This is a genomic window from Bradyrhizobium diversitatis (assembly GCF_016031635.1).
Classification (GTDB): Bacteria; Pseudomonadota; Alphaproteobacteria; order Rhizobiales; family Xanthobacteraceae; genus Bradyrhizobium; species Bradyrhizobium diversitatis.
The window spans coordinates 150,085-176,128 of the sequence record NZ_JACEGD010000003.1 but is presented as its reverse complement, the minus strand read 5'-3'; the positions used below and the strand labels follow the sequence as shown (position 1 = coordinate 176,128).

Below are 26,044 nucleotides of genomic sequence, written 5' to 3'. Positions count from 1 at the left end.
CGGGATCTAGGGGCTATAGCGGAAGTACATAGGCTTCTGCGGAGGCTCCGGATAACCCCGAATCTCGGCCAACCTCGGAGGTTTGGCCCCTGTTTCGATAAGTATCTTAAGGTCGTTCAACACATTTCGCGTTGTAGCGAACGCATTATGATTTAGCCCGAACAGTTCGTCGCCAATCGCGCTTACATCGATGGTCGAAACAGATGCGACAATGATTGGACCGGAAGGAGGCACGTCCCCTGCACGCGGGATGTTTCCGGCAACTCGCTTAGAGAGCTGCAATGCTTTGTCGTTCGCGGACGCATAAAGCGTGAGCCCTTTCGCAACTTTGGCTACCTTAGGAATGGCCTGCATAAACATGTCCCGATCCACATCTGGCGCAGCCATGACGAATTGAGCAATCAAGGTGGGCGATGTAGCCGCAGGAGCATTTGAAAGCGCATCGACTGCGATTAAATTGCCCATGCTGTGTGCTATGATGTCGATACTTTCAAATTTTGCCTTGCGAAGATTTTCTATCACCCGGAGTAGAGCTGCGCGTGAACCAAGCGCACTGTCCTTATCGTAAAGATAGTCCGCTATTTCACCCCGGGATGGCCATGAGAACAAAACTGCTGCACCGCTGTATTGAAGATCCCAGACTATTTGCGCCGTCCGGAAAACTGCGTCCTGGAATTTAGTATTGAACCCATGCACAAATATTACAGCTCTCTTCTTCTTCGTCGAAGAAAGCGACTTGATCCATTGATCTTCGCTCGTTTTGGCGATGCTACGAACCGTGAAATGCCTGGTTGGATCGGTACTATCGTTACGGAAAGTAATACCAAGAATCTTGATGGTCGATGGCAATTCGATCTTTCCGATCTGATGACCTTCCGGCACGCGAACGCGAGCCACGCCGAAGCTGAGCCCAGTATTTCGTTCTCCCGTGTAGCCGCTAACGGCCGTCCAACCGCTGGAGCTGAGGACGGTAGTGCTGTTGCCCTTAGAGATCGGCTTCGGATTGTCTTCTAGGGATACCGGCTGATCCGACTCTCTACGATTCGTGGCAAAAAAGAATTCGACGATGTTCGGTTTGCCCGGCGGCGAGCCAGTGAGAGTGTGAATTGTCTTGCTTGCTGAACTGGAAGGTGGCCTGGCTCGGAACGGCTCTTGCCATTCTTCATCACCTGCCAAGGTCACCGGTCTATAATGCCGAATCGAGATTTCTTTGATTGAAGTGTCGTCAGCGGAAAAGTGCCAGTAGCTCTCGTAACGGGTGTGTTGGAGCAAAAAAATCGTACCCGTTTGGCGCCATGACTTTGTCTCGATAGCTGACAAGCAACCGTCGAGCTTCCCGGAAAGCCGGCCGTAAGTCTCAAGAAACTGCTTGGCGGCTTCGGGCAAAACGATTGCCGGCATTTGCTCCAGGGACTTGCCAGAGAAAGCTTGGCAAATCTGCAAGACGACTTGAGCGTCAACGATGGGTTCTGCTCTGCAAACACCTAAGCTTTGTCCGAAGCCGACAAACACTGCGATCGCAAACAGATAAGACAAAATCCGACGCATGGCACATCTCCGCGATGTGTTCTGATAATCAGTCTACGCCTGGGTGAATGCCATCATCAACTAACGGAGGTGGTTCAAACAATGGCGGTGGCGTCTACGCCAATCCTCTTTGGTCCTGTAAAGTTAGGTATTTCCGCAGCTGCGGTCCGCTAATAATGGCAAGACGATTGATCGCCCGGTGAGCACAAACCAAGAATCACCGCTGATGTTTCGGATGTGATGAATAATCCTGAGGGAAGATCGAGATTCGCGAATATCGGCTGGTGTGGATGCCGCCTACTGCCGGTAGACTGAACGTAAGCTTGGCGTTTACGGTGAGCAAACAGGCGAGGGCCGACCAAAGCGTCTGCGCGGCCACCCGGTGGTCCCTTTCGCCGGCGCTCAAGCCACGCAAAGATGCTCTATTCAGTTCAATGAGATAGTGGTGCCGCAAGAGGGATTCGAACCCCCGACCCCGTCATTACGAATGACGTGCTCTACCGACTGAGCTATTGCGGCGACCCTGCCGGGCCTCGGCGATGCCGGTCCCGATACGCGCGCCCCTGATATCGGGCATGGCCCGAATTGGCAAGGACAAGCCGGGCTTGAAATGCGCCTCACGCGCCCCAGCGGGACCAGAATCCGCGCCAGCCGCCGGCCTGGGCCTTCGGCGTGCCGATTTGTTCCGTAAATTCGTCGCTCGGGCCGTCGTCGTCGATTCCGGGATCGTCAGGTGCGCGGACGATCGGGATGACGGCCTGGACCGGCGCCGATGCCGGCTTGCCGAGATCGGCCCGGGTCCGGAACACCGGCGTTGCAGCCGGCGGCGATGATTCGGCGGGCGCCGGAGCCGGATTCGCCGGCTCGGCGGGTGTCACGGCCGGCTCGTCGGCCTTCGCAGGTTGCTCCTCAGTGTCCTTGGCCACTTCCTTGGCAGCTTCCTTCGCGGCGTCCTTGGCCTGAGGGGGTAGATTGTCCTGGGCAGCCGGCGCTGACACCGAGGCCGTTACCGGCGGTTCCCCCGGAGCCTCGCTGGGAGCGGCGGCCACCCGCTTCGGCGGCGGAGCGGCCAGCATGGCCTCCTCGAAGGCCGAGGATTCGAGCGTGGGGCCCCTGTCCGAGGGCAGGCTCGCGACCGGTGTCTGCCACTGGAACGCATCGAGGCGGCCGGTGACCGGGGAGACCGGACGCCAGCGATCGCTGACATAGCCGTCCGCGGTCCAGGCGGGATCGAGGCGGGCGCGCACCGCGCGCAAGGTCCAGGCGCGGGCGCGGCCGCCGTCACCGTGCTCGGTGCGCTCGAGTTCGGCCATCAGCAGCGCGACGCGCTGGGTCGGATCCTTGAGATAAGGCGCGAGCACCTCGCGCGCGCGGGCGAACTCCGAGGCCTCGATCGCAGCGCGCGCGATCGCGAGCTGCCCCTCGAAATGACCGGGCTTGTCGGCGAGAGTCTTCGCGGCGAGGGTTTCGACCCTCTGCAAGCGGTGCCATGCGGTATCGCCGAGCTTCACATGCGCATAGGCGTCCGCGAGATCGGGATGCGGATTGGCGAGCCAGGCGGCCTCCACCAGCTTCATGGCGCGGCGCACCTGATGCGCCTCGCTCTCGAATTTTGCCGCGAGCACCGCCGCCGGCACCAGGGTCGGTGCGAGCTTGACCGCCTCCATTGCGCTCTCGCGCGCGACGTCGCGGTCCATCGTCTGCAATTCCAGCGCGCGCGCGGTGAGCAGGACGCCGCGCTGCCGGCGATAGGTCTGCCTGTCGATCTGCCCCGCGCGCAGATTCGAGTCGAGGATCGCGAGCGCGCCGCTCCAGTCGCCGCGCGCGCAACGGAAGCCGAGCACCGCATGCGAGGCCCAGGTCGAGGACGGCGACAGCTTGATCGCTTCCTCCGCGATCATCACCGCGCCGACCGCATCGTCGGCGCGCTGCGCCTCGATGAACAGGCCGCGCAGGCCGAGCAGCCGCGTATCCTCGCGCTCGGCCATGACGCGGAAGACGCGCTGCGCCTCGTCGCGATTGCCTTCGAGCTGGGCCGACTGCGCGTGCAGCAGCAGCGCGAGCGGATCGTTCGGCGCATGCCGCCGCGCCGCATCGGCGTGACGGCGGGCGAGCGCGGAATCGCCATGACCGATCGCGAGCAGGCCGTGGGTGATGGCGTGGCGGCCGCGGGCCTGGCGCTTTTCGTGGCGATGGCGGCGCAGACGCCCCGGCGTGCGCCAGATCGTGGTCAGGATGCTCCAGACCAGGACGACGACCGCGGCAAACAGGCCAAGCAAGAGAACGAACCTGGGAAGCGTCGTCGAGATGCGGAAACCAGCCGCGGTCAGCACGAGGTCGCCGGGCTGATCGGCAACCCAGGCCGCGCCGGCCGCCGCCAGTGCGATCAGGACAAGAAAGAGGACGATGCGAAGCATGGCGATCCCTATACGCGCCGATTGTTGCGCGAACTTTTACTGAAGAGGCTTGACCGGATCAGATTTGGCGAGATCCGCCATGGCATCGTCGGCGAATTTGCGGGACGCGGCGAGCGCGGCTTCGCGGGCATCGGTCTTGTCGAGCCAGGCCTGCGCCGGGGCACGATCGGCCTCGGGCAGAGTCTTCAGCTCGCGCCGCGCTTCCACGAAATCGTTGCGAAGCGCCGCCGCGGTCACGCGCGCAACGATGGCACCGCGATCGTTGCCGACCCCGTCGGTACGCTCGATGCGGACGAGCTTCGACGCGCCGGCCTGGAGACGCTCGACGATGCCGGCGTCGCTCGACGGAGCTTCCGCCGGCGGCGACAGCTTCGGCACGATGTTGAGGAGCTCGCGGCTCAGCGCGGCCGGCGTCGGGATGCCGGACGACGCAAACGCCTCGAGCGGCTTCAGCATGTCGGGCTTGGCCGCAAATGACCGCGCCGCGGCCAATTGCGATTGATAGGGATCGCCGTGGCGAACGGCGACGTCGAGCAGGGACGCCGCCACCACATGGCGGAGCGGCTTGTCGTCCATCGTCCTGGCCTCGGCGATCTTCTCGCCCTGCCGCGCAAGCTCGGTGCGCTCGGACTTGCCGGCGCGCTCGAGCTGGGTGATGCGGTCGATGACGGCGGCAAGATCAGGCGCTGCAGCAGGCGACGCAGCCTTCACGTCGTTCAAAGCGCTCGCAGTCTTGTCGGACTGCGCACGCAGATTGGCCATGTCGCCGCGCAGGCTGCTCGCGGACTTCTCCAGCGCATCGATCCGCGCCGCCATGGCCGGATCGGCTGCGGGCCTGCCGGCCCTGGCTTCGACCGCAGCAACGCGTGCGCTCAGTGCATCGATTGTCGCACGGCTGACCTCAGGCGCGGCCGGCGGCGCCTGCACCGCGGGCCAGCCCAGCATCCAGCCGACCGCGATCACGACCGCAGCCGCGACAGCGCCGGAAAACGGTGCGATGACCCAGGGGGAAATCGGCGCCGACGCGGGTGCGGCCGCGACGGAAACCTGCTCCTCTGCAGGCTCGGACTGAGGCTCGGCCTTGACCTCCTCGGATCCGGGCTCTTCGAGCCTGGCCTGCTCCTGCGCGACATGCTCGGACGCCTCGGGCTCGCCCGCGACCTGCTGCGGCTGGGTCGAGACTTCCGTCGCCTCAAGATCGATGGTGGGCGGGGTGCGCTTGGTACGACCCGTCTCGGGCGCCAATCCAGCGTCTTCAGGCTTGTCGTCGGCCATCGTGACGGTTCCTCACACTTCCATACCTGGGTGAACTAGATTGCGTCGGATTCGGCCTGACCTCTTACGCCAAACGGGTGCGCAACGCACGCTCCAAGGTGTCGAACAGGGCACTTTCGTCCGGCGTTGCGGCCACCAGAACCCGTGACGCTCCGGCGTCGCGCAGCACGCTCGCAACCGTCTCGGACAGGCAGCAATGCAGTATGGCCAGCGCCGAGATTTCGATGCCTTCGTCCCGCGCCGCATCCAGAAACGCGCGTGCGCTGCGCCGGGAGTAGTGCAGCACCGCCTCGACCCCGTGCGCGGCAAAGCCCTCGCAAACCCCGCGCGGCAGATGCTTGACCGGCGCCATGCGATACGTGGTCCGCGTGACGACGCGGAAGCCCTCCGCACCGAGTTCGCCGCCGAGATCGCGCGACAGATCGACGCCTGCGAGATACAGCAGCGCGCTCTTTTTCTTCAGCACCTTGTCGCGCGCGCTTTGCATCACCTTGTCGCGCAAGGAAGCAGCATCGCCGCCGGCGACGATCACCTCGGCGAAACCGGCCTCGCGCGCCGCAGCAGCCGTATGCTCGCCGACCGCGAACAAAGGCAGCTTCAGGAGCCCGAGCTCCGGCAATTGCGGCGCGACGGCGCGGATCGCGTTGGCCGATGTGACGAGAACGGCGCCGTAGGGACCTTCAGTCTCGTCATGGACGGCGACCGGCTCGAACTTGAGCACCGGCGCGAGCAGCACCGCATGCCCCCTCGCGCGCAGACTTTCCGCCGTCGCCTCGTTGTCGGGATGCGGCCGTGTGACAAGAATGGACATCGCTGGCGTTCCCGAACCACGTGGCGGTGGCGCATTGACCAGGACGGTTGCGCGTGACGATTGCGCAAGCCGACCCTGGAATGCTACCGGACGTACCAGAACGCTGCTTTACGGATGAGCGCAAGGGCGCAAATTGGATAACAACTCGCCAATGTTGGTGCTGGGCATAGAAACCACCTGCGACGAGACCGCCGCGGCCGTGATCGAGCGCGCGGGCGACGGCAGCGGCAGGATCCTGTCCAACATCGTGCGGTCGCAGATCGAGGAACATGCCCGCTTCGGCGGCGTGGTGCCGGAGATCGCCGCGCGCGCGCATGTCGATCTGCTCGACGGCATCATCGACCGCGCCATGCGCGAGGCCGGCATCGGCTTTGCCCAGCTCAACGGCGTCGCAGCCGCCGCGGGGCCGGGCCTGATCGGCGGCGTCATCGTCGGGCTGACCACGGCGAAGGCGATCGCGATGGTGCACGACACGCCGCTGGTCGCGGTGAACCATCTCGAAGCGCATGCGCTGACTCCGCGCCTCACCGACGGCATCGAATTTCCCTATTGCCTGTTCCTCGCCTCCGGCGGCCACACCCAGATCGTCGCAGTCACCGGCGTCGGCCAATATGTACGGCTCGGCACCACGGTCGACGACGCGATCGGCGAGGCCTTCGACAAGGTCGCGAAGATGCTGGGACTGCCCTATCCGGGCGGACCGCAGGTCGAGCGCGTAGCGGCAGGCGGCGATGCCACCCGCTTTGCGTTTCCGCGGCCGATGCAGGGACGCCCCGATGCCAATTTCTCGCTGTCGGGATTGAAGACGGCGGTGCGCACCGAAGCGAGCCGGCTGGCTGAGCTCACGCCGCAGGACATCAGCGATCTCTGCGCGAGTTTTCAGGCCGCCGTGCTCGACTCGACCGCCGACCGGCTGAGCGTCGGCTTGAAACTTTTCCGCGAGCAGTTCGGCGCGCCGCGCGCGCTCGTGGCCGCCGGCGGTGTCGCCGCCAATCAAGCGATCCGCGGCGCTCTGCATGACGTTGCAAGGCAGGCCGGGACGCAACTGATCATGCCGCCGCCCGCACTCTGCACCGACAACGGCGCGATGATCGCCTGGGCCGGCGCCGAACGCCTCGCGCTCGGCCTGACCGACACGATGGAGGCGCAGCCGCGCGCACGGTGGCTGCTCGACGCCAACGCGACGGCACCGGCAGGTTACGGCAACACCCGGGCGGGATACTGAATGAGCAGACGTTGCCACGGGCTCCCCTTCACCTCGCCCCGCTTGCGGGGAGAGGTCGAATTCGATCGCAGATCGAATTCGGGTGAGGGGGACTCTCCGCGAGTCTCTCTGTCTCCGTCCCCGCTGAGGCTCCCCCTCGCCCCGACCCTCTCCCCGCAAGCGGGGCGAGGGGGTGGAGGGATCGAGCGATGACCGCGTTGCAATCCGTCGCGGTGATCGGCGCGGGCGCCTGGGGCACGGCGCTGGCAACGGTGGCAGCGCGAGCCGGGCGGAGCGTCACGCTCTGGGCTCGCAATGCGGAGCATGCCGCGCGGATTGCGTTGAGCCGCGACAATCCGCGGCTGCCCGGCGTGCGGCTTGCTTCGGAGATTGTCGTCACGGGCGAGCTGGCGCTGGCCGCGCGCGCCGACATGCTGCTGATCGCAACGCCTGCGCAGCATCTGCGCGGCGCTGTCAACATGCTGGCACCGCATCTGGCGAGGCCGGTACCGATCGTCGCCTGCGCCAAGGGCATCGAGCACGGCACCCATAAATTCATGACCGACGTGATCGCGGAGGCCGCGCCGCACGCGCAGCCGGCGATCCTGTCGGGCCCGAGCTTTGCCGACGACGTCGCGCGCGGCCTGCCGACGGCGGTGACCCTGGCGGCAAACGATGAGGCGCTGGCGCGCGCGCTCGTGCAGGCGCTGGGCTCGCCGACGTTCCGGCCCTATCACTCCACGGACATCCGGGGTGTCGAGATCGGCGGTGCGGCCAAGAACGTGCTGGCGATCGCAGTCGGCATTGCGGTCGGGCGCAAGCTCGGCGCCTCCGCCCAGGCTGCACTCACGACCCGCGGCTTTGCCGAGCTGACGCGCCTTGGCCGCGCGCTCGGCGCGCGCAGCGAGACGCTCACCGGCCTGTCCGGTCTCGGCGATCTGATCCTGACCTGCGCGAGCCCGCAATCGCGCAACTTCGCGCTCGGCCTCGCGCTCGGGCGCGGCGAGCAGCCTCCCGCCGGCAAGCTCGCCGAGGGAGAGTTCACGGCACCTGTGCTGATCGAACTCGCAGCTTCGCAAAACATCGAGTTGCCGGTATCGGAAGCGGTCGCGGCGATCCTGAGCGGCCGAAGCACGATCGATGCCGCGATCTCGGGGCTGATGACGCGCCCCTTCAAGGCAGAGGAATGACGTCTTCTCGTCATGCTCGCGCTTGTCGCGGGCATCCACGTCTTGATATTGAACTGGTGACAAAGATGTGGATGGCCGGGACAAGCCCGGCCATGACGAATGGATAGGGCGCGCTGTCATGAACTACTGGCTCGTGAAATCCGAACCCTCGGTGTGGTCCTGGGACCAGCAGGTCGCGAAGGGCGCCAAGGGCGAGGCCTGGACCGGCGTGCGCAATTTCACCGCGCGCCAGAACCTCGTGAACATGAAGAAGGGCGACAAGGCGTTCTTCTATCATTCCAACGAGGGCAAGGAGATCGTCGGCATCGCCGAGATCATCAAGGAAGCCTATCCCGATCCAACCGACAAGACCGGCAAATTCGTCTGCGTCGACATCAAGGCCGACAAGCCCTTGAAGACACCGGTGACGATGGCCGCGGTCAAGGCGGAGAAGAAGCTCGCGGATATGGCCCTTGTGAAATATTCCCGCCTGTCGGTGCAGCCGGTGAGGGCGGAGGAGTGGAAGCTCGTCTGCAAGATGGGCGGGGTTTAGGAGTTATCCCATCTGCGATATCGGCGCTTGCGGCTCCGGCAGCGTGAACACCTCGCAAGGCGTGGCAATGCCGCGCAGCGAATGCGATCCGAGCGCGACCAGCGGCATATCCGTTTCGGCAGCGAGTGCGCCCGACACCAACACGGTCCTGCCCAGCGGCTTGCACAATCCCTCGAGCCGGCTGGCGAGATTGACGGCGGGACCGATCGCGGTGAAATCGAGCCGGTTGGCGGCGCCGATATTGCCCCAGAGCATCTCGCCGAGATGGAGCCCGACGCCAAACGACAGTGGCGGCAGCGCTTGCGCGCGGCGCTCCTTGTTGAGGTACGCCATCCCGGCTTCGGCTGCGCCTGCGGCGCTCAGAGCGGCATCGCACGCATGGCGCGGTGACGCCTCGACCACCGGAAAGATCGCGAGGACGCCGTCGCCGATGAATTTCAGCACCTCGCCACCAAAAGCGTGAACCGCGCCGGCAATGCGATCGAACCAGGCGTCGAGCGCCGCGATGACATCGGCAGGCGGCGTGGTTTCCGACAAGGCCGTGAAGTTGCGCAGATCCGCATAGAGCAGTGCGGCCTGAATGGTCTCGCCGAGATCGCGGCGCAGAGGTGCCGCCAGCACTCGCTCCGCGCTGCGCTTGCCGAGATAAGCATCCAGCGTCGCGCGCAACGTGGCGCTCGCGGCAAGCACGGCAAGAGGCGTCGCCGCAAAACGAGCAGCCTGGCGCAATTGCTCGATTTCGCCTGCCCTGAACGGACGCGGCCCGATCCAGCCGAGCAACGGCCCATCGGGCCGGCCGACGATGTCTTCGTGCGCCTCGCCGCGCGCGATGTCGCGCAGCCAGCGGCGGCCGGCATCGCTCGGCGGGTCCGGCGCCAGCCCGCCAGGCACGAAGCCGAGCGCCTCGATCACTTGGCCATTGTCGGCACGCCACAGCCAGGTCCGCTTCGCGATCAACGGATGCGGCACCTCCAGCGTCAGGGCGCCCGCCGCGAGCGGCACGCCGTCGGCGACGAGACGAGCGCCGAGTTCCGCAAGCAGACGGTCCGCCCCGGGGCAGTCCGAGGCAGCATCGACGAGCCAGGCGAGGGACGGCGTGAGCTGCATGGCTCGATCATGGCCAAGGCCGGCCGGGTTTGTCACGGCCAATCCTTGACGGGCCGCTTTGGCACCGCCATGTGCCAGTGTCAGCGAGGGATGATCGACAATGACCGAACCGTTCATCGTGCGACGCGAGACCCAGATCGCGGCACCGCGCGCCACCGTTTTCGCGTACCTGACCGACCCCGAGAAGATCTTGAGCTGGATGGGGTCCGAAGCGGCCACGGAGCCGCATCCCGGCGGGCTCTATCTGCTCAAGGGGGTCGGCCCGCGGGGCGGCGTCGCCCGCGGCGCCTTTCGCGAGGTCGTGCCGGTGCATCGTCTCGCCTACACGTTCGGCTGGGATGGCGGCCAGGAAGTGCCGCCGGGCTCGAGCCTGATCGAGATCGATCTGATCGAACGCGATGCTGGCACGCTGCTGCGCATGACCCATAGCGGGCTGCCGACCGAGGCGCAGGCCGCCGCGCACGCGACGGGATGGGCGCATTATCTGAAACGGCTCACGATCGCAGCGGCCGGCAATGATCCCGGCCCGGACGAGGGCGTCTCGGACAAGGCATAGGCCTTGTAGGGCGGGCAAAAGGCGCACTTGCGCCATGCCACCCTGCGGCAGTGTCGTTACACCGCCGCGGTGGCCACCACCTGCGCCAGCAGCTGCTCGCGTCTCGCCTGGGAGCGCTGGCCCTTCATGGTCGCGGCGAAGCGCTCGAGGATGCCGTCCTCGAAGGCGGTGACGATGGTGTCGTGGACGTAGCTCTTGCGGCAGATCGCCGGCGTGTTGGAGAGCTTGTCCGCAGCGGCGCGGATTGCGTCCAGCACCTGCTTCTTGCGGCCGCGCTGGCTCGTCGCCGGCGTGATCCGCGACAGCGATTCCACGACGACGGCGGACGCCATCAGCGTGCGAAAATCCTTCAGCGAGATCTTGATACCGGCGATCTCGCGCAGAAACGCATTGACCTGCGTGGTGTTGACCGCGCGCACGATGCCATAGGCATCGCGATACTGGAACATGCGCTTGCCGGGGACGCCCTGCAGGATGCCGATCGCGCGCACCAGCTTGGCCGCGTCGCACTCCTTCCGCACCGCCTTGCCGCCCTTGGCCTTGAAGGTCAGCACGAAACAATCGTCTTCCAGCGTGACGTTGGACTTCAGCAGCGTGGTGGCGCCGCGGGTGCCATTGAGGCGGGCATAGGATTCGTTGCCGGGACGGATCGCGGTGCGCGCGATCAGCTCGATCACGGCCGAGAGCGCGAACTCGCGCGTCGGCTCGTCGCCCGACAGGAACGCAGAGACCTTGCGCCGGATTTTTGGCAGTGCGCCGACGAGTTTCTCCAGGCGATGCGCCTTGCGGTGCTCGCGGACCTTCTCCCAATCGGCGTGATAGCGATATTGCAGCCGGCCGGCGGCATCGCGGCCCACGGCCTGGAGGTGCGAGTTGGGATCGGCGGAGTAGCGCACCTCGCGATAGGCCGGCGGCACCGCCATCGCGTGCAGCCGGCGGATGGTGCGGGCGTCACGGATATGCGCGCCGTTGGGACGGACGAAGGAGTAGCTCTTGCCGCGCTTGACGCGCCGTATGGTCAGCTCGTTCTGGTCGCCGAGCCGCAAGCCGTGCTCCCTGGCGAGGGCCTCGACCGTCGCCGGCGCCGTATCGAAGGTCTTTTTCGGGCTGGCGCGCCTGAAGGTGGCCGGTTTGGGCCATTGTCCGAGGGCTTTGGCCAGGGCAATGGCCGCAGGATCGGCTGAAGCGGGCCGCATCGTCCCGGGATTCTGCTGATCCATCATAGTGTTACGCCTTAGCCCTGCCTGTTATCGATCAATGCCGCTGTTCTGATTTTTGTTCCGAGGGGTCTCTTCGGACCCGGGTTGGGCCATTTAGGGTGTTCCGAACCGTATTGCGAGTCCCGAATCAGTGAGAGACGGTTTCTCAATACCTCCATTCACGCATGAGAGCTCTGCATGGCCTGGCCCGGGCTTCCGGGTCGAGGCCCAAAAGCCCCGCGCGGGCCTGTTTCAGATCTGCGACAGTCGTGGCGGGTCGCCTTGATCCTTCGCATGGCCGGTGGCCCGCCGAAGGTCCAGCTTGTGCTCCTTGTCGGGTCCGGTTAGCCCGACGCATAATCAGTCAATGATCAAGTCGGCTCGCCGGTCGCTGGCGTTCGGCCTGCCGCATGTGGAGGGAAGCATGTCCGAGAAGATCTACGACGTCCCCGCGGAGTGGGCGAAGCGCGCCTGGGTCGACCAGGCCAAGTACAAGGAGATGTACGCCCGCTCAATCTCGGACCCGAACGGCTTCTGGGCAGAGCAGGCCAAGCGTATCGACTGGATGAAGGCGCCGACGAAAATCGAGAACGTCTCGTTCGCGCCCGGCAACATCTCGATCAAATGGTTCGAGGACGGCGTCCTCAACGTCGCCCACAATTGCATCGACCGGCATCTTCACACGCGCGCCAGCCAGACCGCGATCATCTGGGAAGGCGACGATCCTTCGCAGTCCAGGCACATCACCTATCAGGAGCTGCACGACGAGGTCTGCCGGATGGCCAACATCCTGCGCACCCGCAACGTCAAGAAGGGCGACCGCGTCACCATCTACCTGCCGATGATTCCCGAAGCCGCCTATGCGATGCTCGCCTGCGCACGCATCGGCGCGATCCACTCGGTCGTGTTCGCGGGCTTCTCGCCGGACAGCCTCGCCCAGCGCATCAACGACTGCCAGTCCAAGGTCATCATCACCGCGGACGAAGGCCTGCGCGGCGGCAAGAAGGTGCCGCTGAAGGCCAATGTCGACGCGGCGCTCGCCAAGGCCGACGGCGTCGACTGGGTCGTGGTGGTCAAGCGCACCGGCGGCAAGGTCGACATGAACCCGACGCGCGACCTCTGGTACCACGAGGCGGCGGCAATGGTGACGACGGAATGCCCGGTCGAGCACATGCATGCCGAGGACCCGCTGTTCATCCTCTACACCTCGGGTTCGACCGGCCAGCCCAAGGGCGTGCTGCACACCACGGGCGGCTATCTCGTATTCGCCTCGATGACGCATCAATACGTCTTCGACTATCACGATGGCGACATCTACTGGTGCACCGCCGACGTCGGCTGGGTCACCGGCCACAGCTACATCCTCTACGGCCCGCTGGCGAACGGGGCGACCACGCTGATGTTCGAAGGTGTGCCGAATTACCCGGACAATTCCAGGTTCTGGAACGTCATCGACAAGCACAAGGTCAACATCTTCTACACCGCGCCGACTGCGATCCGCGCGCTGATGCAATCGGGCGACGAGCCGGTGAAGAAGACCTCGCGGGCGAGCCTGCGTCTGCTCGGCTCCGTCGGCGAGCCGATCAATCCGGAAGCGTGGGAGTGGTATCACCGCGTCGTCGGCGACGACCGCTGCCCGATCGTCGACACCTGGTGGCAGACCGAGACCGGCGGCATCCTGATCACGCCGCTGCCGGGCGCGACCAAGCTCAAGCCGGGCTCGGCGACGCAGCCGTTCTTCGGCGTGGTGCCCGAGATCGTCGACGCCGATGGCAAGGTGCTGGAAGGCGAGACCACCGGCAATCTCTGCCTGACGCGGTCCTGGCCCGGCCAGATGCGCACGGTCTATGGCGATCACGCCCGCTTCGAGCAGACCTATTTCTCGACCTACAAGGGCAAGTACTTCACCGGCGACGGCTGCCGGCGCGACGCCGACGGCTATTACTGGATCACCGGCCGCGTCGACGACGTCATCAACGTCTCCGGCCATCGCATGGGCACCGCGGAAGTCGAGAGCGCACTGGTCGCGCACGAGAAGGTTTCGGAAGCGGCGGTGGTCGGCTTCCCGCACGACATCAAGGGCCAGGGCATCTACGCCTATGTCACCCTGATGGCCGGCGTCCAGCCGACCGAGGATCTGCGCAAGGAGCTCGTCACCTGGGTGCGCAAGGAGATCGGCCCGATCGCTTCGCCCGACCAGATCCAGTTCGCGCCGGGCCTGCCCAAGACCCGCTCCGGCAAGATCATGCGCCGCATCCTGCGCAAGATCGCCGAGGACGAGCCCAGCAGCCTGGGCGACACCTCGACCCTGGCCGATCCCGCTGTCGTCGACGACCTCGTCAAGAACCGGCAGAACCGGAAGTCGGCGTAAGGATGCTCTCGTGCCCCGGACGCAGCGCAGCGCTTCTTCGGCGATGCGCAGCAGAGCCGGGGCCCATCGTTCCGCGCAAATAAAGAGATGGGTCCCGGCTCTGCGTCGCGGCGCTACGCGCCGCGCCTTGTCCGGGACACGAGTGCGCGTGTCGCGCTCCTTGCAACCAATGGCCGTTCACATCCTCACGCTCTTGTCAGCGCGCGCACCCGGACGACCAGCATCTTTCCCGGAAGGTGTTGTTTTCAGATCATTTACTTTATTTCAAACATTTCCTTTGTTCGCGCTGCCGACAGGCCCTCGGCGGCCGCGCGTGGAAACCATCCGGTTAACAGGTGCGGTTAAGAATGAGCGCTAACGAGGGCTTGGCGCGGCGACGATTGCCGGGTTCTGCGTAATTTTTGGACAATCCATTTGGGGCAAGGGGAAGCATCGATGTCGATGAGGATTGCGGCGGCGCTGGCTGCCACCATCGGGGTTGGGCTCTTGATATCGACGGCGGCAGAGGCGCGGCCGGAGCTGGTCGGCACGCACCTCGCCGACTATTCGCCGGGCACCATCGTGGTCAGGACCAGCGAGCGGCGGCTCTATCTCATCCTCGATAACGGCCACGCCGTGCGCTATCCGGTCGGCGTCGGCAAGGCCGGCAAGCAATGGGCCGGCACGACGAAGATCGAGGGCAAGTATCTCAACCCGGCCTGGGCGCCGCCCGCCGAGGTGAAGCGCGACAAGCCTAATATCCCCGACGTCATTCCCGGCGGCTCGCCACGCAACCCGATGGGCGTCGCGGCGATGACGCTGGCCGGCGGCGAATACGCCATCCACGGCACCAACGTGCCGGGCTCGATCGGCGGCTTCGTCTCCTATGGCTGCATCCGCATGCTCAACGACGACATCACCGATCTCTACGGTCGCGTCTCCGTCGGCACGACGGTGGTGGTGACGCGCTGATCGCCTGAATCAGTCGAGATGAAAGCTGCGTGTTGCGACGCGGCTTTCACGTCACCACAAGCGCCAGCCCCGCGCGCACCAGCCGTCGCGATGGCCGCCATTGTAACTGCGCACAAAGCCGCCGGCGAGCATTGCCGCCGCAACGCTCGCAGTCTTCCGGGTGGCGACGTCGGCGAGAACGCGGCCGTATTTGTCGGGGCCGAGATTGGCGATCGTCACGCCCCCCTGACCGAGCAGGTCGCGCAACGCGCGGGCAGCAGCTTCGGCCTTGTTCAGCTCTTCCTGGCAGGACGCCTTCAGTTCGGGCGCATCGATGCCGCGCAGCCGAACACGTGCGACGAGATCGCCGCCGTTGTGCTGGTGCACGCGCGCCAGAAACGTGTCGCCGTCGACGGTGCGAATGACCTCGACCGGTTGACGAGCGCCCGCCGCGCCGGACTGCTGCAGGATGATTTCGGCATCGCGCGACCGTTCGTCATCCACATGCGGAATGGGCCAGATCGTTCCCTGGCGGAAGCCGAGCACGACGGCCGTCACAACGCCGACCACGAACATCCACGGCAACAGTCCGGAGAAACGACGGCCGAACGGCGAGCCGCTGTATGAAGTCCGGTAGGGACGGCTGGGATCGAAGCGCGACATCCGCGCACGCTAGGGCTGAGTCGGCTGAGCCGGCAAGATGGCTCATGAGGAGCGCGCGTAAAGCGGCGTCTCAAAAGTCCGAAGCGATGCCGTTGCGCTCCCAATCGCCGTAGCGGGTTGGCTCCGGACCCTTTGGCCCCTGCAACTCCTTCGGCGCAGCTTCATCACGCGCGGCCGCCGCAGCCTGCCGGCGTGCCTCGGCTTCGGCCAACGCCCGCTGGGCGGCCGGCGACAGCGGCTTGCGATCGGGACGGGAGGGCTGATCACTCATCTCGGCGGGTTCCTAACGCAGGGTCACGGGAAGTGCGAGGTCCAATAACGCATTGCTGAAATGGTCATTGCGGGCTGCAATCGCGAGGGTCCATTCTTACATTTGGCATATTCGCGTGCCAGAGATCAGTCTCTCGAGGCATGCGCCATTGCGGCGGAACTGCCGCTCGCTCAGAACCTTGCTTCCGCATGCCATCTCAACGTTTCGTCCCTCCATCCGAAGTGCCCGGTCTTGCGGCACGGCGGATTGCCGCCGACATCGTCGACGGCGTGCTGCACAAGCACCGCACGCTCGACGACCAGCTCGACGGCAGCGGCGCCCACCCCGGACTGAAAACGCTGGCCGACCGCGACCGCGCGCTGATGCGCCGCCTCGTCGCCACGGTGCTGCGCCGGCTCGGCACGCTAGGCCATGTGCTGTCCCGCCTGCTCGACAAGGGCATTCCCTCCGATGCGCCCCGCGCGCAGAGCGCACTCCTGATCGGCGCGGCGCAGATCCTCTGGATGGACGTGCCGGATCACGCCGCGGTCGACCTCTCCGTTCGCCTCGTGCAATCCGACCGCCGCGCTGCGCGCTATGCCGGCCTCGTCAACGCCGTGCTGCGCCGCTGCGCGCGCGAGGGCAAGGGGCTGATCGAGGAGGTCGCGACACAATCGCTGGACCTGCCGCCGTGGCTGTTTGCACGCTGGAGCGCGCAATATGGCGAGGCGACCGCACGCGACATGGCGCTGGCGCTCGGCCACGAGCCCTCGCTCGATCTGACGGTGAAGTCCGATCCCGCGCAATGGGCGAGCCGCCTGCATGGCGAGACACTGCCGACGGGAACGGTGCGGATGCTGCTGCACGGTTCGGTGACCATGCTGCCCGGCTTCGCCGAAGGACAATGGTGGGTGCAGGACGCCGCTGCCGCCTTGCCCGTCCGGCTGTTCGGCGACGTCAAGGGCAAGTCCATTGCCGATCTCTGCGCCGCCCCCGGTGGCAAGACCGCGCAGCTGGCGCTATCAGGCGCGCGTGTCACGGCCATCGACCGCTCGCCCGCGCGAGTGGCGCGATTGCGCGAAAACCTGGCGCGACTGTCGCTCCAGGCGGAGACTGTCGTCGCTGACGCCGTGGAATGGGCCGGCCCGGCCGAGGCCTTCGACGGTATTCTGATCGACGCGCCCTGTACCTCGACCGGCACGATCCGCCGTCATCCCGACGTGGCATGGCTGCGGCAGGAATCCGACATCGCCGCGCTGGCGACGCTGCAGCAGCGGCTGCTGCGAAAATCGGTGTCGCTGCTCAAGCCCGGCGGGACACTGGTCTATTGCACCTGTTCGCTGGAACCCGAGGAAGGTGAACAGGCCGTGGCGGCGCTGCTCGCCGCCGAGCCTGCGCTTCGCCGTGTTCCGATCGACGCCTCGGAGGTCGCAGGTCTCGACGAAATCCTCAGCCGGGACGGCGACCTTCGCACCTTGCCCTGCCATCTGCCGAACGCCGATCCCAAGCTCGGCGGCCTCGACGGATTTTTCGCGGCCCGGCTCGTTAAATCCTGATTTTGCACTGGATTTTGCCATCACGACGCTGATTCGCGCCGTTCAAGGTGGTGTCAGCCGTCCGATTTTGGGATTAATAAGGATTCGTCGTCCTCTCCCCCTTCAAGGCAAGGCGTGTCGGTCGCTCAACGCAGACATATCTCGACGCTGGTCATGAACCGCTTCGCGCGGAACATGCTCGCGCGCGCGAGCGGCGGTTCCGTTGCGCTGTCGCGGGTCTGGCCCGGCCGCACCGACCGGCTGATCATCGCACCGCACGACCTGCGCACTGCGGATGCGACCCGCGCCGCCGAAATCTATGCCGGCCGGTTCGTCTTCGCCGGCAAGATAGTCAATTGCCACGGCCGCTCGATCTTCGATCTCGAGCCGCCGTCGGAGGATTGGGAAGTTGCGCTGCTCGGCTTCGGCTGGTTGCGCCATTTGCGCGCCGCCGACACTGCGCTGACGCGAGCGAATGCGCGCGCGCTCATCGAGGACTGGATCGCCAACCCCGCCAACAAGCGCCGTCCCGTCGCGCGCCGCGCCGACGTGCTGGCCAGGCGCGTGATCTCGCTGCTGTCGCAGGCGCCGCTGGTGCTGGGCGAGACCGACAACAAGTTCTATCGCCGTTATCTGCGCGCCTTGGCCCGCGAGATCCGCTTCCTGCGCTACGCCATGGTCGACATTCCGGACGGGGTGCCGAAACTCCAGGTGCTGATCGCGCTGTGCTACGCGGCCCTGTGTCTCGCCAACCAGGCGCGTCATATCCGCAGCGCCTCGAAGAAGCTGTCGGACGAATTGCAGCGGCAGATCCTGCCCGACGGTGGACACATCTCCCGCAACCCGGGCGCGCTGATCGAACTCCTGATCGACCTGCTGCCATTGCGGCAGACCTTTGCCGCGCGCAACATCGCGCCGCCGCCGGCGCTGCTCAACGCGATCGATCGCATGATGCCGATGCTGCGCTTCTTCCGGCACGGCGACGGCAATTTCGCCCTGTTCAACGGCATGAGCGCGACCTCTTCGGACCTGCTCGCCACGCTGCTCGCCTATGACGACACCCACGGCGTGCCGATGGCGAACATGCCGCATACCGGCTACCAGCGCCTCGATGCCGGCCAGACCACGCTGATCATCGACACCGGCCCGCCGCCGCCGGCCGGCGTCAGCCACGACGCCCACGCCGGCTGCCTGTCGTTCGAACTGTCGTCCGGCATCAGCCGCATCGTCACCAATTGCGGCATGCCGACTACGGGCCGCGACAATTGGCGGCCGTTCGCACGCAGCACGGCGGCGCATTCGACGCTGACCTATCACGAGACCTCGTCATGCCAGTTCGTCGAGATGTCGGCGATGAAGCGGCTCCTGCACGGCGCGCCCATCACCAGCGGTCCCGTCGAGGTCGAGAGCTATCGCGAGATCGTGCAGAACGGCACGCTGCTCACGACATCGCATGACGGCTACCTCGCCAAGTTCGGGGCAATCCACCGTCGCGTGCTGATGATCGCCAACGACGGCGCACGCATCGACGGCGAGGACACGCTCTCGCCGCCGCAGGGCCGACGCTTCAAGGGCGCGGATGCCGATTTCGCGCTGCGCTTCCATCTGCATCCGGCGGTGAAGGCGAGCCGGCTGTCAGATGCCCGCGGCGTGATGCTGGTGCTGCCGAACCGCGACGTCTGGACCTTCGAGGCGCTCGACGACAAGGTCGACCTCGAGGACAGCGTGTTCCTGGCCGGCAATGACGGCCCGCGCCGCACCGCCCAGATCGTGATCCGTCAGGATGCGCGGCAGGCGTCCTCGATCCGCTGGAGCTTTGTCCGCTCCACCGCATCGCCGGCCGTCACCAATGCCCGCCGCAACGCTCGCCGCGAGCCGGAACTTCCGTTGTGAACGCTTGAATTCGGCGTATCTCCTCGTTGTGAAAACAGGCGAAAGCTGCTATCGAGCCCTCGCTCGCGCGACTGGCGACCTTGGATGGAGCACCATCGGGAAGCGCGGGACACATCCGCCGCGCGCCTGGGCATAGACACTCCTTAAGACAGAGGATCTTGCTCATGACTGACCATCCCCGCCGCGTCACCCGCGCCCTCCTTTCCGTGTCCGACAAGACCGGCCTGATCGAATTCGCAAAGGCGCTTGCCGCGCACGATGTCGAGCTGGTCTCGACCGGCGGCACCGCCAAGGCCATCGCCGCCGCCGGCCTCGAGGTGAGGGACGTATCCGAGCTGACCGGCTTCCCCGAGATGATGGACGGCCGCGTCAAGACGCTGCATCCGAAGGTGCATGGCGGCCTGCTCGCGATCCGCGACAACAAGGAGCATGCGGAGGCGATGAAGGCGCACGGCATCGCGCCGATCGATCTGCTCGTCGTCAATCTCTATCCGTTCGAAGCGACCGTCGAGAAGGGCGCGGGCTTCGAAGGCTGCATCGAGAACATCGACATCGGCGGACCCGCGATGATCCGCGCCGCGGCCAAGAACCATGACGACGTCGCCGTCGTGGTCGAGGCGCAGGACTATCAGGCCGTGCTCGACGAACTGGCCGCGAACAAGGGCGCGACCACGCTGAAGCTGCGCCGGCGCCTTGCCGCGAAGGCCTATGCCCGCACCGCGGCGTATGATGCCGCGATCTCGAACTGGCTCAACCGTCAGCTCAAGATCGACGCGCCCGACTTCCGCGCTTTCGGCGGCCGGCTGATCCAGTCGCTGCGCTACGGCGAGAACCCGCATCAGACCGCGGCGTTCTACGCGACGCCGGACAAGCGTCCGGGCGTCTCCACCGCACGGCAGCTCCAGGGCAAGGAACTCTCCTACAACAACATCAACGACACCGATGCGGCCTATGAATGCATCGGCGAGTTCGACGCCGGGCGCACCGCGGCCTGCGTTATCGTCAAGCACGCCAATCCCTGCGGCGTCGCGGAAGGCTCCAGCCTCGTCGACGCTTATCGCAAGGCGCTGGCCTGCGATTCCACCTCGGCGTTCGGCGGCATCATTGCGATGAACCGTCCGCTCGATGCCGACACCGCCCGCGAGATCACCAAGATCTTCACCGAGGTCATCATCGCGCCCGACGCCAGCGAGGAGGCGATCGCCATCATCGGCGGCAAGAAGAACCTCCGCCTGCTGCTCGCGGGCAGCCTGCCCGATCCGCGCGCGCCGGGCCTCACCGCCAAGACGGTGGCCGGCGGTCTGCTCGTGCAGAGCCGCGACAACGCCGTGGTCGACGACATGACCTTCAAGGTCGTGACCAGGCGGGCGCCAACCGATGCCGAGATGCGCGATCTCAAGTTCGCGTTCCGCGTGGCCAAGCACGTCAAGTCCAACACCATCATCTACGCCAGGGATCTCGCCACCGTCGGCATCGGCGCGGGCCAGATGAGCCGGGTGGATTCAGCCCGCATTGCCGCGCGCAAGGCGCAGGATGCCGCAGCCGAGCTGAAGCTCGCCGAGCCGCTCACCAAGGGCTCGGTGGTGGCGTCAGATGCGTTCTTCCCGTTCGCCGACGGCATGCTCGCCTGCATCGAGGCCGGCGCCACCGCCGTGGTGCAGCCCGGCGGCTCGATGCGCGACGACGAGGTGATCAAGGCCGCCGACGAGCACGGCATCGCCATGGTGTTCACGGGAACACGGCACTTCAGGCATTGAGCTTGCTGTCATTCCGGGGCGCGCGTAGCGCGAACTCTGGTGCGCAAGTGCGCACCTGAGAATCTCGCGCGACAATTTCGGGATTCCGGGTTCATCGCTCCGTGATGCCCCGGAATGACGGTGGGGATGCTACTTCCGCACCCGCATCAACAGCCCCAGTCCTGCAACGAAGAACACCACCAGCACGGCCATGCCGGCCTTCTGGCTTGCGGTCACGGCGGTGATCATGCCGATCAAGAGCGGGCCGATGAAGGATGTCACCTTCCCGGTCAATGCGAACAGGCCGAAATACTGCGCGATGCGATCCTTCGGTGCGAGGCGGATCAGCAATGTGCGGGAGGCGGCCTGGAGCGGGCCGCCGGCTGCACCGATCAGGCAGCCCAGCACGAGATAGGCGCGCTCCGCCGCGCTCCAGAACAGGGGAGCGCCTGCTTGTGGCGGCTCGACCTTGACGAACAGGACACGGTCCTTGTCGACCAGAAGGATCGCGGCCACCGACAGCAGCAGGACCAGCAGACTTCCGGCGATGACGCGCTTCGGCCCGAGTCGATCGTCGAGCTTGCCGCCGAGCCATGCACCGAACGCGCCGGCGATCGCGAGCATGATGCCGAAGGTGCCGATCTGGATCGTGTGCCAGCCGAACGTACCGGCGGCATAGATGCCGCCAAACGCGAACAGCGACACCAGACCATCGGTGTAGATCATGTTGGCGAGCAGGAATGCCGCGAGCGACTTCTGCTTGGGCAGGCCGTTGATCGATCGCTTCAGCTCGGACAGTCCTTCGCGCAGCGCCTCGCGCAACGGGCGCTTCGCCGGATAATCCGGCGTGAACAGGAACATCGGCATCACGAAGATGATGAACCATAGCCCGGTCAACGGCCCGGCAGCGCGGTCGCCCTGATGGGTCGCGGGATCGAGCCCGAACAATGGCGTGAAGCCGAGCAACGTGCGACCGGTCTCGGGATTGGCGGCGAGGAAACCGAGCACGATGATCAGGCTGACGATGCCGCCGACGTAGCCGGTAGCCCAGCCGGTGCCGGAGAGCCGGCCAATGCGCTCCGGCGGCACCAGGGTCGGCATCATCGCATTGTTGAAGAGGGTGGCGAACTCCGCACCGACGCTGGCGAGCGCGACCGCGGTGAGCAGCAACGGAATGATGGCATAATCGCCGGGCTTGCCGATCCACAGCGTGCAGGATGCCACCACCAGCACCGCGCCGAATCCTGCAATCCATGGTTTCCTGCGGCCAGCCGCGTCGGCGATGGCCCCCAGCACCGGTGACAGCAGCGCGATTGCAAGGCCCGCGGCGGCCATCGCAAAACCCCACAGCGACTGGCCGGTGGCAGGATTTGGCGCAACGCTGGTGGCGAAATAGGGGGCGAACACGAAGGTCGTGATCAGCGTGAAATAGGGCTGCGCGGCCCAATCGAAGAAAATCCAGCCGACGACGGCGGCGCGCGGCGGATAGGTCCGCTGCGCGGCGGCCATCCGCACATCGGGGGCAATCGTCGTCATCCCGCGGTCCTCATCACGAACAGTTTTGTCCCTCTTGGAGCAAACCGTATAGCATTGCAGCGAGGTGTGTGAACTGGCCCGAGGCCGCAGCAGACGTTTTGATGATGCCATCATATCCGACTCGACGGACATTCTTCGCCTTCATAGCCACTTTGGCGTTCAGTCTCGCGCCTGCGACCGCGCAGGATGCGCGGCGGGGCTATATGCCGCCCGCGCGCGATGCGGTGCGCGCCGTCGTCGCCGAGCACGGCATGGTGGTGGCGCAGGAGAGGTTGTCTGCGCAGGTCGGCGCCGACATCCTGCGGCGCGGCGGCAATGCGGTCGACGCTGCGGTCGCGACCGGCTTTGCGATGGCCGTCACCTATCCACGCGCCGGCAATGTCGGCGGCGGCGGCTTCATGGTGATCCATTCCGCCGATCGCAACGAAGACATCACGATCGACTATCGCGAGACCGCGCCGGCTGCGACAACGCCACAGATATTCCTCGGCGCAGATGGCAAGCCTGACACGACGAAGTCACGGGATTCCGCGCTCGGCGTCGGCGTTCCCGGCACGGTCGCGGGCCTCGCGCTGGCATTGGACAAATACGGCTCGGGCCGGTTCACGCTGGCGCAACTGCTCGCGCCCGCCATCGCGCTCGCACGCGATGGCTTCATCGTCGGCGACGACATCGCCGATACGCTGCCGAGCTGGCACCCGCGGCTGGCGCGCTGGCCCTCCTCGGCCAAGATCTTCTCGCGGCCTGACGGCACGCCGCTTGGCGAAGGCGACCGGCTGGTGCAGGGCGATCTCGCCGAAACGCTGTCGGCCGTCGCCGCACGGGGGCCGCGCGGCTTCTACGAGGGGGAGGTCGCCGAGAAACTCGCCAAGGCCGTGACCGATGCCGGCGGGATCATGACGCCGGCCGACCTCAAGGCCTATCAGCCGGTCATCCGCGCGCCGGTACGCGGCACCTATCGCGGCTATGACATCGTGTCGATGCCGCTGCCTTCGTCCGGTGGGGTGGTACTGCTGGAGACGCTCAATATCCTCGAAGGCTTTCAGCTTGCCGATTTGAAGCAGGGATCGCCGGCATCGCTGCATCTGCTGATCGAGGCCATGAAGCGCGCCTATGCCGATCGCGCGCGCTATCTCGGCGATCCCGCCTTTGTCAACGCACCGATCGAGACGCTGATCGCGAAGGACTACGCCGCCAGGCTGCGCGCGGGCATTTCTGCCGAACGCGCCACGCCGTCGAAGGAGCTCGTGTCCGCTTCTGCCGCGCCGCGTGAGGGCAGCAACACCACGCATTTTTCCGTCGTCGACGGTCGCGGCAACGCCGTCAGCAACACTTATACGCTGAACTTCAGCTATGGCGTCGGCCTCGTCGCCGACGGCACCGGCGTGCTGCTCAACAACGAGCTCGACGATTTCACCGCGGCAGTCGGCGCTTCCAATGCCTATGGCCTCGTCGGCTTCGAGGCAAACCTGCCAGGCCCCGGCAAACGGCCGCTCTCGTCGATGTCACCGACCATCGTGCTGAAGGACGGCAAGCCGGTGCTGGTGACGGGCTCGCCCGGCGGCAGCCGCATCATCTCGACCGTGCTCCAGGTGATCGTGAACGTGCTCGACTACAGGATGGATGTTGCGGCCGCCGTCGCAACGCCGCGGCTGCATCACCAATGGCTACCGGATGAGGTGCGCGTCGAACGCGGCTTTCCCGACGACGTGCTGCTCGCACTGAAGGCCAAGGGCCACCTCATCGTCGAGCCGATGGGGCAGACATCGGCGAATTCGATTCTCGTGACGCCGAACGGATTGCTTGGCGCGGCCGATCTGCGAACGCGCGGTGCGGAAGCGGCGGGGCAGTAGCCCGCTCTCTGCATGGCACGGCAGCGCGCACCGGCTTGCGCAGGCCGGCGTGCGTGTTACCACCGCCCCGGCCAAAGCAAATTGCCAGGGAAACGCACATGACCACTGCCGATCCGAGTCAGCGCATCGAACGCGCCGCGATCGAGGACACCAGCCTGCTCGCCTTCTATCGTGACATGAACGCGCCGGAGCGGCGGACGTTCTGGGCCTGCGCTGCGGGCTGGGCGCTCGACGGCATGGACTTCATGATCTACCCGCTGGTGATCGGCACCATCATCGCCCTGTGGAAGGTTGATGCGGCCTCGGCCGGCCTTGCAGGCACGGTGACGCTGCTCGCCTCCGCCATCGGCGGCTGGCTCGGCGGCTATCTCTCCGATCATATCGGGCGTGTCAGGACGCTCCAGATCACCATCATCTGGTTCTCGTTCTTCTCGCTGGTCTGCGCCGTCGTGCAGAATTTCGACCAGCTCCTGATCGCACGTGCCGTGCTCGGTCTCGGCTTCGGCGGCGAATGGGCGGCGGGCGCGGTGCTGATGGGTGAGGCGATCCGGCCGCAATATCGCGGGCGCGCGGTGGGCTCGGTCCAGTCGGGCTGGGCGGTCGGCTGGGGCCTCGCGGTGTTGTCGCAGGCGATCCTGTTCTCGGCCCTGCCCCCGGAGACGGCCTGGCGCTGGATGTTCGTGATCGGAGCGCTGCCGGCACTTCTGGTGTTCTACATCCGCCGCTCCGTCACCGAGCCGGCGATCGCAGCCGAGGCCCGCGCCAGGCACGCGGAAACGGGCAGTCATCCGAAGCTCTGGGAGATCTTCACCTTCCCAATCGTGAAGACCACGGTGCTTGCGTCGCTGATGGCGACGGGCTGCCAGGGCGGCTACTACGCCGTCACCTTCTGGGTGCCGCAATTCCTGACCAAGGAGCGGCACCTGTCGATCGTCGGATCGACCGGCTATCTCGCGACGCTGATCATCGGCTCCTTCATCGGTTATCTCGTGGGCGCGTGGCTCGCCGACCGGATCGGGCGGCGCAATCTGTTCCTGATCTTCTCGCTCGGAGCCATGGCGGTGGTGCTTCTCTACACACAGCTGCCGCTGACCAACGAGATCCTCTGGATACTCGGTTTCCCGCTCGGCTTCTTCGCCTCGGGCTATTTTTCCGGGATCGGCGCGTTCCTGACCGAACTCTATCCGACGCGGCTGCGCGGCTCGGGCCAGGGCTTCTGCTACAATTTCGGCCGCGGCATCGGCGCGCTGTTTCCATTCCTCGTCGGCGCGTTGTCGGCGACGACGTCGCTCGCGAATGCGATCGCGATCTTCGCGGTGGCGGCTTACGCGGTGTTCTTCATCGCCGCCTTCGCGTTGCCGGAGACGCGCGGGCGCGTGCTGTACGCCGATTGATATTCGATTGTCATCCCGGGGCGATGCGCAAGCATCGAACCCGGGATCTCGCGCCACAATCTCGC

The 26,044-nt window shown here is 65.9% G+C and carries 20 protein-coding genes, 1 tRNA gene and 1 riboswitch; of the genes, 11 read left to right on the top strand and 10 right to left on the bottom strand.

Annotated features, from left to right (window positions below; all coding sequences use genetic code 11):
- Positions 1-6 precede the first annotated feature (6 nt).
- From H1B27_RS03830 to H1B27_RS03810, 5 genes are all read right to left on the bottom strand, one after another.
- Positions 7-1,548 (bottom strand): alpha/beta hydrolase, encoded by a 1,542-nt coding sequence (locus H1B27_RS03830; RefSeq protein WP_197965061.1) that lies wholly within the window; start codon positions 1,546-1,548, stop codon positions 7-9.
- A gap of 422 nt (positions 1,549-1,970) precedes the next feature.
- A tRNA-Thr gene (locus H1B27_RS03825) sits at positions 1,971-2,046 on the bottom strand.
- Between the two features lie 98 nt (positions 2,047-2,144).
- A complete protein-coding gene (locus H1B27_RS03820) occupies positions 2,145-3,944 on the bottom strand; it encodes a heme biosynthesis protein HemY (protein WP_197965060.1) in 1,800 nt (599 codons plus the stop codon).
- Positions 3,945-3,980: 36 nt separating this feature from the next.
- Entirely contained in the window at positions 3,981-5,219 is a 1,239-nt protein-coding gene (locus H1B27_RS03815; RefSeq protein ID WP_197965059.1) for a COG4223 family protein, read from the bottom strand.
- A gap of 64 nt (positions 5,220-5,283) precedes the next feature.
- A complete protein-coding gene (locus H1B27_RS03810) occupies positions 5,284-6,030 on the bottom strand; it encodes a uroporphyrinogen-III synthase (protein WP_197965058.1) in 747 nt (248 codons plus the stop codon).
- Positions 6,031-6,181: 151 nt separating this feature from the next.
- Here H1B27_RS03810 and tsaD point away from each other — a divergent pair, with 151 nt between their 5' ends.
- The 3 genes from tsaD (at position 6,182) to H1B27_RS03795 (ending at position 8,956) form a co-directional block, all read left to right on the top strand.
- Positions 6,182-7,255 (top strand): tRNA (adenosine(37)-N6)-threonylcarbamoyltransferase complex transferase subunit TsaD, encoded by a 1,074-nt coding sequence (tsaD, locus tag H1B27_RS03805; protein WP_197965057.1) that lies wholly within the window; start codon positions 6,182-6,184, stop codon positions 7,253-7,255.
- A gap of 188 nt (positions 7,256-7,443) precedes the next feature.
- The gene (locus tag H1B27_RS03800) at positions 7,444-8,424 is read left to right on the top strand and encodes an NAD(P)H-dependent glycerol-3-phosphate dehydrogenase (protein WP_197965056.1); all 981 of its coding nucleotides are present in this window, start codon (positions 7,444-7,446) and stop codon (positions 8,422-8,424) included.
- Between the two features lie 118 nt (positions 8,425-8,542).
- On the top strand, positions 8,543-8,956 hold the full coding sequence (locus tag H1B27_RS03795; protein WP_197965055.1) for an EVE domain-containing protein: 414 nt from the start codon (positions 8,543-8,545) through the stop codon (positions 8,954-8,956).
- 3 nt (positions 8,957-8,959) lie between these two features.
- On the opposite strand, the gene H1B27_RS03790 is transcribed toward H1B27_RS03795, so the two are convergent.
- Positions 8,960-10,063, bottom strand: a complete 1,104-nt coding sequence (locus H1B27_RS03790; protein ID WP_197965115.1) for an adenylate/guanylate cyclase domain-containing protein — start codon at positions 10,061-10,063, stop codon at positions 8,960-8,962.
- A gap of 100 nt (positions 10,064-10,163) precedes the next feature.
- Here H1B27_RS03790 and H1B27_RS03785 point away from each other — a divergent pair, with 100 nt between their 5' ends.
- Entirely contained in the window at positions 10,164-10,619 is a 456-nt protein-coding gene (locus H1B27_RS03785; protein ID WP_197965054.1) for an SRPBCC family protein, read from the top strand.
- A 56-nt stretch (positions 10,620-10,675) separates the two neighbouring features.
- On the opposite strand, the gene H1B27_RS03780 is transcribed toward H1B27_RS03785, so the two are convergent.
- Complete coding sequence (locus H1B27_RS03780; protein WP_197965053.1) at positions 10,676-11,842, bottom strand: DNA topoisomerase IB; 1,167 nt, start codon at positions 11,840-11,842, stop codon at positions 10,676-10,678.
- Between the two features lie 400 nt (positions 11,843-12,242).
- Here H1B27_RS03780 and acs point away from each other — a divergent pair, with 400 nt between their 5' ends.
- Both acs and H1B27_RS03770 read left to right on the top strand, forming a co-directional pair.
- Entirely contained in the window at positions 12,243-14,189 is a 1,947-nt protein-coding gene (gene acs, locus H1B27_RS03775; protein ID WP_197965052.1) for an acetate--CoA ligase, read from the top strand.
- A 435-nt stretch (positions 14,190-14,624) separates the two neighbouring features.
- A complete protein-coding gene (locus H1B27_RS03770) occupies positions 14,625-15,140 on the top strand; it encodes a L,D-transpeptidase (protein WP_197965051.1) in 516 nt (171 codons plus the stop codon).
- A 51-nt stretch (positions 15,141-15,191) separates the two neighbouring features.
- On the opposite strand, the gene H1B27_RS03765 is transcribed toward H1B27_RS03770, so the two are convergent.
- Both H1B27_RS03765 and H1B27_RS03760 read right to left on the bottom strand, forming a co-directional pair.
- On the bottom strand, positions 15,192-15,782 hold the full coding sequence (locus H1B27_RS03765; protein ID WP_197965050.1) for a thermonuclease family protein: 591 nt from the start codon (positions 15,780-15,782) through the stop codon (positions 15,192-15,194).
- Positions 15,783-15,852: 70 nt separating this feature from the next.
- Positions 15,853-16,053, bottom strand: a complete 201-nt coding sequence (locus H1B27_RS03760) for a DUF1674 domain-containing protein (RefSeq protein WP_061880084.1) — start codon at positions 16,051-16,053, stop codon at positions 15,853-15,855.
- A 188-nt stretch (positions 16,054-16,241) separates the two neighbouring features.
- Here H1B27_RS03760 and H1B27_RS03755 point away from each other — a divergent pair, with 188 nt between their 5' ends.
- The 3 genes from H1B27_RS03755 to purH all read left to right on the top strand — a co-directional run bounded on the left by H1B27_RS03755 (position 16,242) and on the right by purH (position 21,217).
- Positions 16,242-17,588, top strand: a complete 1,347-nt coding sequence (locus H1B27_RS03755) for an RsmB/NOP family class I SAM-dependent RNA methyltransferase (RefSeq protein WP_197965049.1) — start codon at positions 16,242-16,244, stop codon at positions 17,586-17,588.
- A gap of 153 nt (positions 17,589-17,741) precedes the next feature.
- Positions 17,742-19,460: a heparinase II/III family protein gene (locus H1B27_RS03750; RefSeq protein WP_061880082.1), complete on the top strand. Its 1,719-nt coding sequence runs from the start codon at positions 17,742-17,744 to the stop codon at positions 19,458-19,460.
- 57 nt (positions 19,461-19,517) lie between these two features.
- A riboswitch (ZMP/ZTP riboswitch) is annotated at positions 19,518-19,599 on the top strand.
- Between the two features lie 25 nt (positions 19,600-19,624).
- Positions 19,625-21,217, top strand: a complete 1,593-nt coding sequence (gene purH, locus H1B27_RS03745) for a bifunctional phosphoribosylaminoimidazolecarboxamide formyltransferase/IMP cyclohydrolase (RefSeq protein WP_061880081.1) — start codon at positions 19,625-19,627, stop codon at positions 21,215-21,217.
- Between the two features lie 129 nt (positions 21,218-21,346).
- Here the strand turns inward: purH and H1B27_RS03740 are convergent, their stop codons facing one another.
- Complete coding sequence (locus H1B27_RS03740; protein WP_197965048.1) at positions 21,347-22,732, bottom strand: MFS transporter; 1,386 nt, start codon at positions 22,730-22,732, stop codon at positions 21,347-21,349.
- 101 nt (positions 22,733-22,833) lie between these two features.
- Here H1B27_RS03740 and ggt point away from each other — a divergent pair, with 101 nt between their 5' ends.
- Positions 22,834-24,585 (top strand): gamma-glutamyltransferase, encoded by a 1,752-nt coding sequence (ggt, locus tag H1B27_RS03735; protein WP_197965047.1) that lies wholly within the window; start codon positions 22,834-22,836, stop codon positions 24,583-24,585.
- Between the two features lie 98 nt (positions 24,586-24,683).
- Positions 24,684-25,979 carry an MFS transporter gene (locus H1B27_RS03730; RefSeq protein ID WP_061880079.1) on the top strand — a complete coding sequence of 432 codons (1,296 nt, stop codon included), beginning with the start codon at positions 24,684-24,686 and terminating at the stop codon, positions 25,977-25,979.
- The last annotated feature ends 65 nt before the right edge of the window (positions 25,980-26,044 follow it).